Genomic DNA, 15,827 nt, shown 5'->3' with positions numbered 1-15,827 from the left:
ACAAATATTCATCCGGGAAAGCTGATGGCATATTGAAGTTGCATATAATATTCTATGAGGAAACTTTAATGAATGCCAAAATTGTTAAAATGAAAGAGAATACACCTGTTCTGGCAGGGCTGAAAAGACTTTGCCATAGGAAAATGTATTCATTCCACGCTTTGCCTATTTCGAGTCATGGTCAGAGTGATATTGTTGGCGATATCAGAGAATTTCTTTCTGAATGTCTGGAGGGGTCAGCAACTGGTGAACTCTTCGATAATTTCTTTTTCCCTCATGGGATTATTGCTGAATCACAAAAATTGACAGCAAAGCTTTATAATGCTGACGCATCATTTTACATCACCAGTGGAACAAGTACATCTAACCAAATAGCGATCACTGCTCTTTTTGAAAAGGGTCAACGCATTTTGATTGATAAAAATTGTCACCAATCAATTCATTTTCATGCACAAGCAATTGGTGCTGAAGTTCGTTATCTTTGTCCTGATTTGCAGACAATGGATCAGGAAATAAGTGCATGGTCATATGCACACTTAGAAAATACACTCTTATCATTACAGAATGAAGGTAAAGGGTGTGATATTGTGATTCTTACAGCACAGTCCTATGAGGGCATCATTTATGATATTCCACAGGTATTGGCCCATCTTTTGTCAGCTGGTGTGCAGGCTCGAAAATTTTTTATTGATGAGGCATGGGGGAGTCTGAATTATTTTAGTGAAGATACGAGACAGCTAACAGCAATGAATATAGACTCATTGCTCGAGTTATATCCTGACCTCGAAGTGATTTGTACACACTCAGCCCATAAATCTCTCTTTTGCCTTCGTCAGGCCTCAATAATTCATTGTCGTGGAAAAAAGAACTGGCAGAGAAGATAGAAACAGCTAAATATAGAATCCATACAACTTCTCCTAGTTACCCAATACTGGCTTCTTTGGATGCTGCGCAAGCAATGATGTCAGTAAAGGGGGAAATACTTGCTACACATACTCGCGAGTTAGTTCATGAATTTATTATGGGGGTATCTGATATTGCTGGCCTGGGTGAAAAATCAATTTGCAGGGAGGTATTCAATACACACTGGCATATTCAGTATGACCCAACCAAAATTATGATCGATGTCAACGCGTTAGGGACAGGTCAAGAAATAAAAACATTGCTCAGCGAACATGATATATATCTAAAGAGATTCATCAATAATTTCATTCTTTTGAATTTTCATATTGGTATTAATAGAGAAGCAATCCGCTGTCTTCTTTCTTCGCTAACAAAAATTAGCAAAGATAATAAGAATAATAAAGAAGAGAACGCAGTTGCCAATAAATTCATTATATCTTACCCACCAGGTGTTCCTCTTGTTTTTCCTGGGGATGTTATTAGCAAAGACGTTAGAAATAAAATAAATGAATGTAAACGGAATGGCTGCCTAATTATTGCTGCCTGATTATATAATTTATACTATCTAAGGAATATCTAAAATGATTACTCTTCGCAGACTGAATGAAATAGCCATTACTCGAGGTAATGATATTTGCATTATTGATAAAGAACGACAATATACGTGGTATGATATTATTCGCCGTACTGAGTCTCGCATTGTCTTTCTCCGTCGGGCATTTAACCCTGAGCAGTTACGGTCTGTTTGCTATTTATCAAAAAATAGTGTCGATCTAATTTGTTGGTTGGCTGCTTTTGCTACTTTAGGAATTCCTGCAAACGGTCTTGACTACTCATTACCTATTGAGACCTTGAGGGGGTTGCTAATTAAAATTAATCCTGGACTAATGTTAGTCTCTTTTAGCCTTTACTCTCCGGATGAACTCAATAAGTTGCATGTCCGTACTATAACCATGCTGGCAGTCGATGCTCCAACTGATCCAGTTATTGGCAGTATAGGTGAATTTCATCACCCTGAATTGGAAAGTCTACTTGCGACACATATTCCTGCACCATTTCGCTCAGTTTCACTAACTTCAGGAACCAGTTCAGCACCTAAAATCGTATTACGCTACAACTCTTTTGATGCCCGGCGTTTCGACTGGTTTACTCAGCGATTCAACTTCACGCACCACGATGGTTTCCTGCTTATCTTACCCCTTTATCATGCAGCAGGAAATGGCTGGGCAAGGATGTTTATGGGGCTTGGGGCTTCTTTACATTTGGTGGATCAGGATGATGAATCTGCTCTTATTCAGGCACTTTCTCTCAACTCCGTAAAGGCTACAGTGATGACACCTAATCTGGTTTCCCGTCTCACTAAACTCGCCAGTGAAACAGTTTTACATCATTACTTGCGTTGGGTTTTGGTTGGTGGAAGCTATTTTCCAGTAAAAAGCAAAATAGCTGCATATACCCACTTGGGACATATTTTTAACGAGTATTACGGGTGTACCGAAACTGGGGTGAACGTTCTTTCTGAGTCTTCAGATATGTTTGAGTGTCCAGGTAGCGTGGGGAGAGCCTTTGACGGTAATAAAATCAGAATCCTGGATGAGGATAATGTACCACTGAAAGCAGGCAATAGGGGAAGAATAGCTGTAGCCAGTTATATGCTTATGGATGAATACGGTGATGGCAGTAGGCCTTTCATTGAAATAGACAGTGAACGCTATTTTTTGATGGCTGACTACGGATATCTTGACGATAATGGACGACTATTCTTGATGAATCGTAATAGTGAAATAAAGTGTGAGCAAGACATTTATCATATTGAGGAACATTTACGTGCACTCCCCTGTATTACAGATGTGGCACTCATACCAATAAGACAACAAAATAAAGATCATATCAGGTGCATATTTAGCGCTAAACATATAAATGAAGATGATGTTTCTTTTATTATGGATGAAATAAAAAATAAAATTAATCATATCGGGGTGACTGATTTCACCGCACATATGGTTGATAAAATACCTTATAGCCCGAGTGGGAAAGTCCGTTTCAGCGAGATAGTCCAAACTCTGACAGCAGCATAAGTATGCGATATCATAATTTCTTATATAGATATCAATATTAACGAATGGCTATTTTTGAAGTGTTGTGAAAATGTAAGATACAACATCCATGATAACTATCTTTTTAATGTAAGGTGAAAATATGAATTCATATCTGAAAGGGTTACTCTGTTGCTTATTAGCTACAGTGTCATGGGGGGGGATGTTCCCGGTAATGACACATGCTCTAACTTATATTGATCCGTTTAATTTTACTACTTTTCGCTATGGGATTGCGGGTATTGCCTTTGCATTGTTATTGCTATTTCGTGAAGGCCAAAATTCATTCCGGTTAAAAGGAGAGCGCTGGGGTTTGGCTTGGTTGTTTGGTACGCTGGGTTTTGCTGGTTTTGGTTTTCTGGTCTTTCTGGGCCAGTCGCTTGCGGGGCCCGGGGGGGCACTTACTGCATCCATTATGATGGCTACTATGCCGATGTTAGGGCTTCTGACTATCTGGGCTCTGAAGAAAGTACGCCCTCACGCCAGTACTATGTCTTTTATCCTGCTGTCTTTTAGTGGTGTCGTCCTGGTTATTACCAATGGTGATGTCTTTGCCGTCCTTAATTCACCTATTAGCCTTGCTGCAAATCTGCTACTTATCGCTGGAGCATTGTGTTGGGTACTGTATACCATTGGTGGAAGCTATTTTCCGGGCTGGAGCCCGTTACGTTATACAACTATGACCACGCTGTTGGGGATGATTAGTGTTGTATTAATTGATTTGTTTCTGGTTGGATCGGGTGCAATTTCTGTACCGAGTGCAGCGTCGATAATAACTATTGTTCCTCATCTATTGTATATGGCTCTGGTTGCTGGTCTGGTGGCCGTGCTGTGCTGGAATGTTGGTAATCGCATAATTACTCCAACAAATGGTGTGCTCTTTATGGATGTTGTTCCCATTACCGCTTTTATTGTTTCAGCTCTAAATGGCATTGTGCCAACAAACATGCAAATTACCGGGGCCGTAATCACAGCTATGGCTCTTGTACTCAACAACCTGAACCAACGTAAACTCGCGATGTTGGCAACCCAGGCTAATACCCTGAAGGCATCGACTAGTCACTAGTAGAGATATTGCACCTTTTTTTGAAGAGCTGGTGCAATTATAAGTCTACAGATGATATTTGATTTACTGATAAGTAATGGATGAATTATGGCTATTAAAGTAGGTATTAATGGTTTTGGGCGTATCGGTCGCACGGTTTTTCGTGAAGCGCAAAAACGCTCTGATATAGAAATTGTGGCAATTAACGATCTGTTAGATGTTAACTATATGGCGTATATGCTGAAGTATGACTCCACTCATGGTCGCTTTGATGGCACTATTGAAGTAGATAATGGTCAGTTAATTGTTAACGGTAAAATAATCCGTGTTACCACTGAACGCGATCCGAATAACCTGAAATGGGGTGAGATCGGTGTTGATGTTGTTGCTGAAGCAACCGGTATTTTCCTGACCGATGAAACTGCTCGCAAGCATATCACTTCTGGTGCAAAGAAAGTTGTTCTGACTGGTCCGTCAAAAGACAATACTCCAATGTTTGTGAAGGGAGTAAACTTTGACAAGTATAGAGGGCAGGATATTGTTTCGAATACATCATGTACAACTAACTGTTTGGCTCCACTGGCCAAAGTCATCAACGACAACTTTGGAATCATTGAGGGGTTAATGACCACCGTCCACGCAACCACGGCGACCCAGAAAACCGTTGACGGCCCGTCTCATAAAGACTGGCGTGGTGGTCGCGGTGCGGCTCAGAACATCATCCCTTCCTCTACTGGTGCAGCTAAAGCCGTAGGTAAAGTTCTACCGGAACTGAACGGAAAATTGACGGGCATGGCGTTCCGCATTCCGACTCCTAACGTTTCTGTTGTTGATCTGACTGTTCGCCTGGAAAAAGCGGCTTCTTATGAAGATATTAAGAAAGTAATCAAGGCTGCTTCTGAAGGCTCAATGAAAGGCACTCTGGGTTACACTGAAGATGACGTTGTTTCTACAGACTTCAATGGTGAAGTTTGTACTTCCGTGTTCGATGCAAAAGCAAGTATTGCTTTGAACGACAACTTCGTAAAACTGGTTTCCTGGTATGATAATGAAACTGGTTACTCAAATAAGGTTCTGGACTTAATCACCCATATTGCCAGATAAGCTAAGATAACCAACGGTTCTAAAAAGGCAGCTTCGGCCGCCTTTTTAGATCTTATAATATAATTCATACTCCTGAGAGTCAGACTACTTTCTCTTACCCTGGCTTGATGTTGCAATGTTATCTTCAATATGAATTGAAGTTATGATAATCAAGCTGGCACTTGCCAGATATCTTTCACCGTTGCAATTAGTGCAGATAAGACAGAAGATTTCTCTTTTTCACGATCCCAAAGGAAACAAAGCTGGCTCACTGTCTTTTCTCCCGGCCAGATATAAATCTCCTCATTATCCTGAAGAGCTAGAGCGATATCTTCTCTCATCAGAGTTATCCCTGCTCCCATTGCTACCAATTCAGCTAGCGTTTTTTCCTGATCAACTATAATGGATGCCTTTACAGTGACATCATGTCGTTCAAAGAAAGACTTTGTTATAGCAGTAAAGGAGCATTTTTCTGGAGTAGCAATCCAGGGTAACTCCTGTAGTTGCTCCCAACCTGCTTTTTCAAGCTGGGATTTCCAGGCCCATGGACCTACAAGGCAGAGCGTTACAGAAGAAACAGGAATAATCCCTAACTGAGAGTCATTAACTTCCCCAATGACAAAGCCAGCATCGAGCTTACCGTTCTTAATGTCTTCAATAATATACCCCGAAATATTCTGCTGGATCGTCAAACTGACATTCTGGTGCCGCAGCCGTAGTTGTGATAGTACTAATGGTAGATTAAGGATTACTGGAACTGAAATAGTGCCTAAGGCACAGTTCTCTATATTATGAAGTGTACGGGCTTTATTTACAAATTTGTTTGCGGCATCAAGTGCAAGACGTGCTTCATCTCTCATGATGAGACCTGTAGAGGTCAGTTCCATGCCTCTGGGGGTGCGTTTGAATAGCTTTACATTGAACTCGGTTTCAAGTTGCTTTATATGGGCGCTTACCGCTGGTTGACTTAGGTAGAGAAGTCCTGCTGCGCGAGTCAGGCTGGCGGTTTCCGCAACGGTAACAAATGTTTTAAGCTGGTTAAGATCCATTGTATCCTCCGTTTGAATCGGCAGGAAAAATTACTGCTTCTTATTAATATGGATTTTATAGTAATCTTTATTTATCGGCTTTCCTATATCTTCGTTAAAATTTATATAACTATTTGAATTTGTTAAAAAATAGTGTCTAATGACTAGGGTGATGCAATACGCAATCGTTTAATTCGATCGTTTCCTTAGATCGTCGCTTATATATTTATATGATTTATATTTTATATAGTTTATATTTTCTGTGATTAAATAAATCACATGTATTTATTTAAAGTTATAGAGAAGACCAGATTTTAGGCAGATCTCATTCCTCTCTAATATTGGGTGTAATCTGGTGCAAAAAAACCGTATTGATAGATAAACACCTGAAAATATTCTACCAGAATAATTTTAGGCATCTACTGACTAATTTATACGAGAATAATTGGCGAAGGCTATTTTTGCCGTAGGATGCAGACTGGCATACGTCAGGAAAAAGGCCAGGAATCTAAAAGGCTAAAAGCTAAAAGGTCAGAACTGGCGCAGTTCAGTGATGTTGATTCATCGTTAAAACCTCAGATTATTACCGCTGTAATAATCTGAGGTTTTGACTGTCAATAAGTGTACTTCCGGAGGCAGTCTGCAAAAAAGCCACCTGAGTGTTGAGCACAGGTGACTTTGTTTTCAGTAAGTTAACGATTACACCGTAATCGCCACTATATTATGACTCCCGCTTTTGTTGTCGGGCATAGATATAGGGTGCAACACAGCCTTCACGATTAGCGTCCAGGTAATCCGACCACCATTGCATCATCACCTTACGTGCATCGAGGTGTTCCGCTTTGTGAATATAGGCCGCCCTGACGCTGCTACGCTCCTGGTGGCTCATCTGCCTCTCCACTGCGTCGCGCGACCATCGCTCAGATTCCACCAGTGCGCTACAGGCCATAGCCCGCAAACCATACCCGCAGATATCAGTTTTTGTGTCATAACCCATCAGACGCAATGCCTGGTTGATGGTGTTTTCACTCATTGGTTTATGCGGGTTATGGTCGCCGGAAAACACCAGATCCAGATGGCCGGAGATTTCCTTTATCTGCTTCAGAATGGCAAGCGCCTGCCGGGACAGCGGCATAATATGCGGAGTACGCATTTTTGCGCCACGCCCGGTGTAACGTACTTTGTCGATCGCCTCACGGGTGGCAGGGATGGTCCAGATTTTGTTTCTGAAATCAAGCTCACCTCAGCGGGCAAAACGCAGCTCGCTGGAGCGGATAAACAGATGCAGAGTCAGCTTCACTGCCAGCTGGGTTAATTCCCGGCCCTGCTGATAACCATCAATGCACAGGAGCAGTTCAGATAACGGCTCCAGCGGCAGAGCGGGATAGTGATTTTTAACCGGAGGAGTGGTGACGCCTTCCAGATTCAGAGCTGGATTGTTTTCAGTCAGCCCCTGCTGCACGGCGTAACGCATGATGTTACAAAGTTGCTGCCGGGTACGGGACGCGACTTCCAGAAAGCCTTTATCATCGATAATTCTCAGTAACGCAGTGAAATGCTGAGTTTTCAGTAGAGTGGTGGGCAGATGGCCGATAGCCAGAAAAATGTGGTTGTTCATGCTGGCGAGCAGACGGGCGGCATAATCCGCCGACTATTTTTTATTGCTCTTATGCCAGGCCAACGCCACGGCTTTAAAACATTTATCCGGGGAGCTGGCAATCCGTTCGTCGGTTCGTTGCTGAGCGGGGTTAATTTTCCGGGCCAGAAGTTTACGGATACCTTCGCGCCGTTGTCGGGCATCGGAAAGGGAAGCCTGAGGGTACGGGCCTAACGCAATGCGGGATTCTTTTCGATTTTGAGATACCAGAGGCGGGAACCGCCCGGATTGATAAGCAGATACAGACTGTGAGAAGCGGTCAGTTTAAAGGGAGTTGGTGAAGGTTTAGTAGCGCGGATTTTACTGTCAGTAAGGGGCATATGGTGATCACTCCTTTATCTAACTGAAATGACCCCAAAGCAGACCACCAATTTGTCCCGATGCGGAGAGATAAATCAATATGCACTGAGACAGTTTTCTACGCTAACTCTCTGAATCAAAATACTATTGAGACATGCTGAGATGCCTGAAAACAGGAATTTGGCTCCTCTGACTGGGTGCGTTTTTTATCTCATTGAATAATAAAATATTTATTTTCTAAATTCAAAATAAGGCCCTTATAAAAGCCCCGATCGTAATGATGCACTAAGAATGTGATTTTTATCACATTTTAAAAGTGGGATTATTTCCCCCCATCTTGCCATTTCCACTAGATATTATTAACGGATACTTGAATTAATTCGATTATTCAATAATGATTGAAATATTGAATCATAGAGGGCCGCCCCACATTATGAACAAACAAACTGCCACAACCATCTTTGAATCCCTCTCCTCCGGCGTGCGTCTGGATGTATATCGCCTACTGATCAAAATGGGTACCGAGGGCATGGTTGCCGGGGAGATCGCTTCAACGCTGGATATCCCGCCGACTAACTTATCGTTTCATTTAAAGGCGCTGACGCAAGCCGGGATGCTGACGGTAGAACAGGAAGGTCGTTACCAGCGTTATCGTGCCAACATCCCACTGATGCTGGATTTAATCGGCTGGCTGACCGAGGAGTGTTGTTCAGGCCACCCGGAACAATGCGCAGATTTTCGTTCGGCTTCTTCCTGCTCAGAAGCCGTTTTACCCCCACTCAACACCACGAAAAAGAGTAAATCATGAACGTACTTTTTCTCTGTACCGGCAACTCCTGCCGTTCCGTGCTGGCCGAAGCCACGTTTAACCATCTGGCTCTTGCCGGATGGCGCGCCATGAGCGCAGGCAGTCACCCGGCGGGTTACGTACATCCCCGAGCACTGGCGTTGTTGGCGCGGGAAGGAATTTCAACAGAAGGCTATTTCAGCAAATCGTGGGATGGCCTACCGCAGACGCCGGATATTGTCGTGACAGTCTGTTCAAACGCTGCCGGAGAAACCTGTCCGGCCTGGCTCGGTAACGTGATGCGTACCCATTGGGGCGTTGACGATCCGGCTCATGCTACCGGTAGCGATGCCGAAATCGATGCGGCTTTTGTCACTGCTTACCAGACATTACGTGCGCGTATTGAAGCCTTTCTGGCGCTACCGCTGAATGAATTGCTGCACGATCGCGCTCGTCTGAAAGTCGAACTGGATCGTATTGGCGAAATTTTTTAACGACCTGTATTTCAATAATTGATGGAGAGTCAAATGAAGACGATTCAGATTTTCGATCCCGCTTTATGCTGTTCTTCCGGTGTCTGTGGCCCGGAAACCGATCCGGCGCTGGTCGCATTCGCCGCTGATTTTGAGTGGGCCAGAACGCAGGGCGGCAATATTGAGCGTTTCAATCTGGCGCAGCAACCATTGCTCTTCGCACAGAACGAAATCGTTAAAGGCTTTCTGGCCCGTTCCGGCAAAGAGGCGCTACCGCTGATTCTGGTGGATGGTGAAGTCGCACTGGCTGGTCGTTACCCTCGCAGAGAGGAACTGGCGCGCTGGATGGGGCTTACCGTCTATTCGAGTTTTACGCCAGCGACTTCCTCCTGTTGCGGTGGCGATAAGTGCTGCTGATGGACTGATTTCCCGCTTTATTTAATTTAAAGGAGTCTTTTTTATGCTGATGCTTCGGCAGGTGCCCCCCTTTTTGTTTTTTACCGGTAAAGGCGGTGTGGGTAAAACATCGCTGGCCTGCGCTACCGCGATTCATCTGACCGCCTCTGGCAAACGTGTACTGTTGGTCAGCACCGATCCGGCTTCCAATGTGGCGCAGGTATTTGAACAGACTATCGGTCATCAGATAACCCCGATTGCAGCGGTCAACGGACTGGCTGCGCTGGAAGTCGATCCGTCCGCTGCCGCAGCGACATACCGTGAGCGCATTGTCGGACCGGTGCGTGGCATTCTGCCAGACGATATCGTGGCGGGTATTGAGGAACAGCTCTCCGGTGCCTGTACCACCGAGATTGCCGCCTTTGACGAATTCACCGCGCTGCTGACTAATCAGCAACTGCGCGATGAGTACGATCATATTGTGTTCGACACCGCGCCAACCGGGCATACGCTACGAATGCTGCAACTGCCCGGCGCGTGGAGCGGTTATCTCGACAACAGCCAGCACGGTGCGTCCTGTCTCGGCCCGCTGGCCGGGCTGGAAAAACAGCGCAGCCAGTATCGCGCCGCCGTAGACGCACTGGCGAATGCGGAACTGACGCGGATGGTGCTGGTCGCCAGAGCGCAAACCGCAACGCTGAAAGAAGTATCGCGTACCTATGACGAACTGGCCGCCATCAGTCTGACGCAGCAGTATCTGGTCATTAACGGCCTGTTGCCTGAGCAGGAAACCGCTCGCGATAAGCTGGCGCAGGCACTGTATCAGCGTGAACAACAGGCGCTGCAACATTTACCTGATAACCTGCGCGCATTGCCCTGCGATCGCCTGCCGTTAAAACCGTTCAATATGGTAGGGCTGGCGGCATTACGGGGTCTGTTGGACGGCAGTTCAACTGGCTCCCCGGCGGAAGTCGGAGATATCTCCCCCGTAGATCTTCCTTCATTGTCATCACTGATCGACGGATTCGCGTCGCAGGGACATGGCCTGATCATGCTGATGGGCAAAGGCGGTGTGGGGAAAACTACGCTGGCAGCGGCGATTGCCGTTGAACTGGCCCGTCGCGGTTATCCGGTTCACCTGTCCACATCCGATCCGGCGGCGCACCTGACCGACACGCTGGATGGCTCATTCGACGGTCTGACCGTCAGTCGTATCGATCCACTGGCCGAAACCGAGCGTTACCGGCAGCAGGTGATGGCTGAGCAGGGTAAAAACCTCGACGAACAGGGTCGTGCCGTTCTTGAAGAAGATCTGCGTTCTCCCTGCACGGAAGAAATTGCCGTGTTTCAGGCTTTCTCCCGCATCATTCAGGAGGCAGGTAAGCAGTTTGTCGTCATGGATACCGCACCAACCGGCCATACGTTGCTGCTGCTTGACGCTACTGGCGCTTACCACCGTGAGATTGCCCGACTGGCCGGGGAACACGGTCAGCCCGTACTGACGCCCATGATGCGCCTACAGGACAGCGAGCAGACGAAAGTTCTCATCGCCACGCTGGCGGAAACCACGCCGGTGCTGGAAGCCGCTCATTTGCAGGACGACCTGCGTCGCGCGGGGATTGAACCGTGGGGCTGGGTCATTAATAACAGCCTGATCAATACGCCGACTACATCGCCGCTGCTGCGCCAGCGTGCCGAACGCGAACGGTCGCAGATTGATGCCGTCTGTACCCACCATGCCCGACGCTGTGCGCTGGTGCCGCTACAGGCGGAAGAGCCTGTCGGTGTGGAACGTTTGCTACAACTGAGCACAACGGGAAAATAAACCTAAAGGAGCCTGCTATGTCCGCACAAACCCAGGCCGCTCCGGCCATGAACCTGTTTGAACGTTACCTGAGCGTCTGGGTTGCGCTCTGCATCGCCATCGGTATTCTGCTCGGGCAGGTAATGCCGGGCGTCTTTCGCGTTATCGGCGGTCTGGAGATTGCCCGCGTCAATTTGCCGGTCGGTTTGCTTATTTGGGTAATGATTATTCCTATGCTGCTGCGCATTGATTTCGGGGCGCTGGGGCAGGTCAAAGCGCACTGGCGCGGGATCGGCGTAACGTTGTTTATCAACTGGCTGGTTAAACCATTCTCAATGGCGCTGCTCGGCTGGCTGTTCATCCGTTATTTATTCGCGCCGTGGCTGCCAACCGATCAGCTTGACAGCTACATCGCCGGGCTTATTCTGCTGGCCGCCGCGCCCTGTACGGCAATGGTGTTTGTCTGGAGCCGACTCACCAACGGCGACCCTTATTTCACGCTGTCGCAGGTGGCGCTGAACGATGCCATCATGATTTTCGCCTTTGCGCCGATTGTTGGGCTGCTGCTCGGCTTGTCCTCAATCATCGTGCCGTGGGCCACCCTGTTAACCTCCGTGGTACTGTACATCGTTGTGCCGGTTATTCTGGCCCAGCTCTGGCGTAAGGCTCTGCTACGCAAGGGGCAAGCGGCATTCGATAATGCGCTGACGAAAATCGGCCCGTGGTCAATGGCGGCATTACTGGCAACGCTGGTGTTACTGTTTGCGTTTCAGGGCGAAGCCATTCTGCAACAGCCGCTGGTCATTGCCCTGCTGGCGGTGCCAATTCTGATTCAGGTGCTGTTTAACTCGGCACTGGCCTATGGGTTGAATCGACTGGTGGGCGAAAAGCACAATATTGCCTGTCCATCCAGCCTGATCGGCGCATCGAACTTCTTTGAACTGGCTGTCGCAGCGGCAATCAGCCTGTTTGGTTTTCATTCCGGTGCGGCGCTGGCGACCGTGGTAGGAGTACTCATTGAGGTGCCGGTGATGCTGCTGGTTGTGCGAGTGGTGAATCGTTCGAAAGGGTGGTATGAGAGAGCTTAGCGGAGATATTATCCCTCTCTAATTATCCGTTCGCGACAAACATTCAGGCAGTTTCTCAAGGGGCAGGGCCGGGTAATGCTGTGTTTCAGGCGGCGTGAACTCACCATCCAGATTTTGCGCAGGGTTCGACCTGATTAACTGTTTTTTCACCGCATAGGGGCCAAAAGCCAGCTTCTTCTCTTTCTCGTCAATGCGGTACTTCATGTACCAGAGTTTCGAGCCGTTGGGTTTGATCAGCAGGTAGAGTCCTGAACTGTCGGTAATCTTGAAGGATTTCTCGGTGGGTTTGATCTTGCGGATAGCGGTATCGGTTAATGCCATCGGAGGGGGCTCCATTTTCTCAACGAACCGTGAGGCCCCCGATTAAGTCCCCAAAAACTATGGATGTCAAAAAACCCGGCAAACCTTCTCAGGTCAACCGGGTAAAGATAAGTTCTTGTTTTTTAAACGTCTCCGGACTCACCAGGATGTCCCGAAACTAAAATCTGGCTCCTCTGACTGGACTCGAACCAGTGACATACGGATTAACAGTCCGCCGTTCTACCGACTGAACTACAGAGGAATCGTGTGGGGTCGTATATTAGCGGCGGAAAAATTTTTGTCAAACCCCATTTAACCTCTTACAGATTCGATTGCGGGTTATCTCATCACTTTGTTGCATTTGCAGACATTTTTTCTGCAAAAAGCTTTGCAGCCTTACGATTTCTCGCTCATTATTGAAATGTGGTTTCAACTCTCTTCTTTAAGGTCCATTTTGAACGTCTCCACTGCCTTACGCCAGGCTGTCGTCCGTACGCCCTGGTATGCCAAACGCAAGAGCTACAAAGTGTTGTTCTGGCGTGAAATCACCCCACTTGCTATCCCCATTTTTCTGGAAAATACCTGTGTTTTGCTAATGGGCGTGCTCAGTACTTTTCTCGTCAGTTGGCTGGGCAAGGAAGCAATGGCGGGCGTGGGGCTTGCCGACAGTTTTAATATGGTAATTATGGCTTTTTTTGCGGCTATCGATCTTGGTACTACGGTGGTGGTTGCCTTTAGCCTGGGCAAGCGCGACAGGCGACGGGCAAGGGCAGCGGCGCGCCAGTCGCTGGTGATTATGACGCTATTTGCCGTTGTGCTGGCAGTGGTCATTCATTATTTCGGCAGTGAAATTATTAATATTGTCGCAGGCGAGGCGACGCCAGAAGTAAAGGGGCTGGCGTTAACGTACCTTGAACTGACGGTGCTGAGTTATCCGGCTGCGGCAATTGCGCTAATCGGTAGCGGCGCGCTGCGTGGGGCAGGGAATACGAAAATCCCGTTGATGATTAACGGCGGGATGAACATTCTTAATATTATCATCAGCAGCATCCTGATTTACGGGGCTTTCTCCTGGCAAGGGCTGGGTTTTGCCGGCGCGGGGCTGGGATTAACCATTTCGCGCTACATCGGCGCGGTAGCGATTATTTGGGTGCTGATGATTGGTTTTAATCCGGCGCTGCGCATTCCGCTGAAAAGCTATCTGAAGCCGCTGAATTTCGGCATTATCTGGGAAGTGATGGGTATCGGTATTCCGGCGAGCATTGAATCAGTGCTGTTCAACGGTGGCAAACTACTGACGCAAATGTTTGTCGCAGGAATGGGCACTAACGTTATTGCGGGCAACTTTATTGCTTTTTCCGTGGCGGCGCTTATCAACCTGCCGGGTAACGCCCTTGGTTCGGCGTCGACTATTATCACCGGTAAGCGTCTTGGTACCGGGCAAATTGGTCAGGCAGAGCGTCAATTGCGCCATGTATTCTGGATGTCGACTATCGTACTTACGGCAATCGCCTGGGGGACAGCGCCGTTCGCGGGTCTGTTTGCCTCATTTTATACCCAGGAGCAGGACGTAAAAGAGGTAGTTAAAGTTCTGCTCTGGCTTAATGCTGCCTTTATGCCAATTTGGGCGGCCGCGTGGGTGCTGCCGTCGGGTTTTAAAGGCGCGCGCGATGTGCGATTTGCGATGTGGGTATCGATGCTGGGGATGTGGGGCTGTCGCGTTGTGGCAGGGTATACGCTTGGTATTGTGCTGGGTATGGGGGTTGTAGGGGTTTGGCTGGGGATGTTTCTTGACTGGGCCGTGCGCGGCGCGCTGTTTTACTGGCGTCTGGTAAGCGGGCGCTGGCTGTGGAGATACCCGCGCGTAAAGAGGGAGTAAGCGCTTTTTGCTGTGAAAATCATCAGGAAACGGTGAATTTTAACCGAAGTGTGGAATAAAACAGCAAACGAACTTTTTTTGTGAAAACAGGCTTTGACAAGCCAGGGGCACCTCGTTAATATTCGCCCCGTTCACACGATTCCTCTGTAGTTCAGTCGGTAGAACGGCGGACTGTTAATCCGTATGTCACTGGTTCGAGTCCAGTCAGAGGAGCCAGATTTTAGTTTCGGGATATCCTGGTGAGTCCGGAGACGTTTAAAAAACAATAAATTATCTTGACCCGGTTGACCTGAGAAGGTTTACCGGGTTTTTTGACATCCATAGTTTTTGGGGCTTAATCGGGGCCTCACGGTTCGTTGAGTAAATAGAGCCCCCTCCTATGGCATTAACCGATACCGCTGGCGGCACGCAGACCGATCCGGGTACAGGAAAACCGTCAGAAAATCCACCCGCCGATCCACCGTCAGATGGTCCCGCTTCTGAAAAACCACACGACCCACCCGCCGATCCCAATAAGCCCACTCCACCGAAAGAAGAAACGCCGCCCGGCGCGCCGGAGAAATACGCGTTCACCGCCCCTGAAGGTCAGGAACTCGATACCAGCGCGCTGGCGCAGTTCGAACCAGTGGCGCGTGAACTGAACCTGACGCAAGAGCAGGCGCAGAAGCTGGTGGACGTCTATCCGAAAGTGCTGGCGGGAGTGCAACAACAGCAAGCGGAGTCATGGCAGAAGCAAACAGAAGACTGGGCTGCGGCAGTTAAAGCCGATAAAGACATTGGCGGTGACAAGCTGGCGTCTAATCTCGGCGCAGCTCAGCGGGCTATCGACACGTTCGGTACCAAAGAACTGAAAGAGTATCTCGATGGTACCTGCGCCAGATCTCTGGTCAATGCAGCACCGTGACGGAAGCGATTCCACCCGGCACCCGTTACCACATCAACGCCTTTTACTTTACGGGCTGCGGCCTGCAAAGACGTCCGGCTTTGC

General features: G+C 47.7%; 14 protein-coding genes, 2 tRNA genes and 1 pseudogene. 13 read left to right on the top strand and 4 right to left on the bottom strand.

Annotated features, from left to right (window positions below; translation table 11 throughout):
- Window positions 1–68 precede the first annotated feature (68 nt).
- From ACLJQJ_RS09035 to gapA, 5 genes are all read left to right on the top strand, one after another.
- Window positions 69–884 (top strand): aminotransferase class I/II-fold pyridoxal phosphate-dependent enzyme, encoded by an 816-nt coding sequence (locus ACLJQJ_RS09035; RefSeq protein WP_254868021.1) that lies wholly within the window; start codon window positions 69–71, stop codon window positions 882–884.
- The gene (locus ACLJQJ_RS09030) at window positions 851–1,450 is read left to right on the top strand and encodes a hypothetical protein (RefSeq protein WP_254868020.1); all 600 of its coding nucleotides are present in this window, start codon (window positions 851–853) and stop codon (window positions 1,448–1,450) included. The genes ACLJQJ_RS09035 and ACLJQJ_RS09030 overlap by 34 nt, the downstream gene beginning before the upstream one ends.
- Window positions 1,451–1,484: 34 nt before the next feature.
- Window positions 1,485–2,981: a class I adenylate-forming enzyme family protein gene (locus tag ACLJQJ_RS09025; RefSeq protein WP_000631806.1), complete on the top strand. Its 1,497-nt coding sequence runs from the start codon at window positions 1,485–1,487 to the stop codon at window positions 2,979–2,981.
- A gap of 121 nt (window positions 2,982–3,102) precedes the next feature.
- Window positions 3,103–4,065, top strand: coding sequence for a DMT family transporter (locus ACLJQJ_RS09020; RefSeq protein WP_063809137.1), 963 nt, complete (start codon window positions 3,103–3,105; stop codon window positions 4,063–4,065).
- Window positions 4,066–4,152: 87 nt separating this feature from the next.
- Complete coding sequence (gapA, locus tag ACLJQJ_RS09015) at window positions 4,153–5,148, top strand: glyceraldehyde-3-phosphate dehydrogenase (RefSeq protein ID WP_063809138.1); 996 nt, start codon at window positions 4,153–4,155, stop codon at window positions 5,146–5,148.
- A 149-nt stretch (window positions 5,149–5,297) separates the two neighbouring features.
- Here gapA and ACLJQJ_RS09010 read toward each other — a convergent pair whose 3' ends face one another.
- Both ACLJQJ_RS09010 and ACLJQJ_RS09005 read right to left on the bottom strand, forming a co-directional pair.
- Window positions 5,298–6,176 carry a LysR family transcriptional regulator gene (locus ACLJQJ_RS09010; RefSeq protein ID WP_000365361.1) on the bottom strand — a complete coding sequence of 293 codons (879 nt, stop codon included), beginning with the start codon at window positions 6,174–6,176 and terminating at the stop codon, window positions 5,298–5,300.
- A gap of 700 nt (window positions 6,177–6,876) precedes the next feature.
- Window positions 6,877–8,132: pseudogene (locus ACLJQJ_RS09005) on the bottom strand (tyrosine-type recombinase/integrase).
- 413 nt (window positions 8,133–8,545) lie between these two features.
- On the opposite strand from ACLJQJ_RS09005, the gene ACLJQJ_RS09000 reads away from it, so the two are divergent.
- From ACLJQJ_RS09000 to arsB, 5 genes are read left to right on the top strand one after another with little or no spacing between them, the layout of a single operon-like run.
- Window positions 8,546–8,920 carry an ArsR/SmtB family transcription factor gene (locus ACLJQJ_RS09000; protein WP_001041816.1) on the top strand — a complete coding sequence of 125 codons (375 nt, stop codon included), beginning with the start codon at window positions 8,546–8,548 and terminating at the stop codon, window positions 8,918–8,920.
- Window positions 8,917–9,393 carry an arsenate reductase ArsC gene (locus ACLJQJ_RS08995; protein WP_001101537.1) on the top strand — a complete coding sequence of 159 codons (477 nt, stop codon included), beginning with the start codon at window positions 8,917–8,919 and terminating at the stop codon, window positions 9,391–9,393. Before ACLJQJ_RS09000 ends, ACLJQJ_RS08995 begins: the two co-directional genes overlap by 4 nt.
- A gap of 33 nt (window positions 9,394–9,426) precedes the next feature.
- Complete coding sequence (arsD, locus tag ACLJQJ_RS08990; protein WP_063809139.1) at window positions 9,427–9,789, top strand: arsenite efflux transporter metallochaperone ArsD; 363 nt, start codon at window positions 9,427–9,429, stop codon at window positions 9,787–9,789.
- Window positions 9,790–9,832: 43 nt separating this feature from the next.
- Entirely contained in the window at window positions 9,833–11,593 is a 1,761-nt protein-coding gene (arsA, locus tag ACLJQJ_RS08985; RefSeq protein ID WP_063809140.1) for an arsenical pump-driving ATPase, read from the top strand.
- Window positions 11,594–11,610: 17 nt separating this feature from the next.
- The gene (gene arsB / locus ACLJQJ_RS08980; RefSeq protein ID WP_001276040.1) at window positions 11,611–12,660 is read left to right on the top strand and encodes an ACR3 family arsenite efflux transporter; all 1,050 of its coding nucleotides are present in this window, start codon (window positions 11,611–11,613) and stop codon (window positions 12,658–12,660) included.
- Window positions 12,661–12,678: 18 nt separating this feature from the next.
- On the opposite strand, the gene ACLJQJ_RS08975 is transcribed toward arsB, so the two are convergent.
- Together ACLJQJ_RS08975 and ACLJQJ_RS08970 are read right to left on the bottom strand one after the other, a co-directional pair.
- Window positions 12,679–12,981: an Arm DNA-binding domain-containing protein gene (locus ACLJQJ_RS08975; protein ID WP_020898938.1), complete on the bottom strand. Its 303-nt coding sequence runs from the start codon at window positions 12,979–12,981 to the stop codon at window positions 12,679–12,681.
- A 165-nt stretch (window positions 12,982–13,146) separates the two neighbouring features.
- Window positions 13,147–13,222 (bottom strand) — tRNA-Asn (locus ACLJQJ_RS08970).
- 159 nt (window positions 13,223–13,381) lie between these two features.
- Here ACLJQJ_RS08970 and ACLJQJ_RS08965 point away from each other — a divergent pair.
- From ACLJQJ_RS08965 to ACLJQJ_RS08955, 3 genes are all read left to right on the top strand, one after another.
- Complete coding sequence (locus tag ACLJQJ_RS08965) at window positions 13,382–14,839, top strand: EmmdR/YeeO family multidrug/toxin efflux MATE transporter (RefSeq protein WP_001538409.1); 1,458 nt, start codon at window positions 13,382–13,384, stop codon at window positions 14,837–14,839.
- Window positions 14,840–14,979: 140 nt separating this feature from the next.
- A tRNA-Asn gene (locus tag ACLJQJ_RS08960) sits at window positions 14,980–15,055 on the top strand.
- A gap of 163 nt (window positions 15,056–15,218) precedes the next feature.
- Window positions 15,219–15,743 carry a peptidase gene (locus tag ACLJQJ_RS08955; RefSeq protein WP_001219023.1) on the top strand — a complete coding sequence of 175 codons (525 nt, stop codon included), beginning with the start codon at window positions 15,219–15,221 and terminating at the stop codon, window positions 15,741–15,743.
- The last annotated feature ends 84 nt before the right edge of the window (window positions 15,744–15,827 follow it).

Origin of the sequence: Salmonella sp. SAL04202, assembly GCF_046550775.1 — a bacterium.
GTDB lineage: Bacteria > Pseudomonadota > Gammaproteobacteria > Enterobacterales > Enterobacteriaceae > Salmonella > Salmonella enterica.
Note: the sequence above shows the minus strand (reverse complement) of the source record. Positions and strands in the feature narration are given on the sequence as shown.